Genomic DNA, 583 nt, shown 5'->3' on the forward strand with positions numbered 1-583 from the left:
CTTGTCATCTTGTTTCACAAGACTATCACCCACAACTTGGTTAATCTGGTTATTAATATTCGTAACAGCATTTGTCACTTCATTATGAAGATTCGTGAAAGAACTGCCTACTCCCGCAAACGCTTCTGCTACTGTTTTATAGCTCTGCTCTTCAACCTTATCACCATCAGCACTCACGGTGTTAACTTTGAAGTTTGGAGCAGCCCACTTGCCTTCTTTATATTCAGCGCCACCACCAAAATAGCTCGCTAACGTATTATTCATCGAATAAAGCTGTGAACCATTTACCGCATCGGTCGATGTCTCTGTTAGCTCTCCTCCTTTTACGCCCGTGAGAGTCCGTGCGGCATCTCCACTATTAGCAATGCTAATGCTTGTTCCACCTTTTTCTGCACCTATCTTGATAATCTTTGTCGCATCATCCTGCTTAACAAGGCTATCACTCACCACATCGTTAATGTGTTTGTTAATATTTGTAACAGCATTTGTCACTTCATTATGAAGATTCGTGAAAGAACTTCCTACACCTTCAAAAGCTGCAGCAACATTATCATAGCTCTTCTCTTCAACCTTATCGCCAGCA

The 583-nt window shown here is 41.7% G+C and carries 1 pseudogene; it reads right to left on the minus strand.

The features are described 5' to 3' along the window. A pseudogene (locus tag CER18_RS09825) lies at positions 1-583 on the minus strand (hypothetical protein); the annotation flags it as partial.

The sequence above is a fragment of the Bartonella tribocorum genome (assembly GCF_002777915.1).
GTDB classification, from domain to species: domain Bacteria; phylum Pseudomonadota; class Alphaproteobacteria; order Rhizobiales; family Rhizobiaceae; genus Bartonella; species Bartonella tribocorum_A.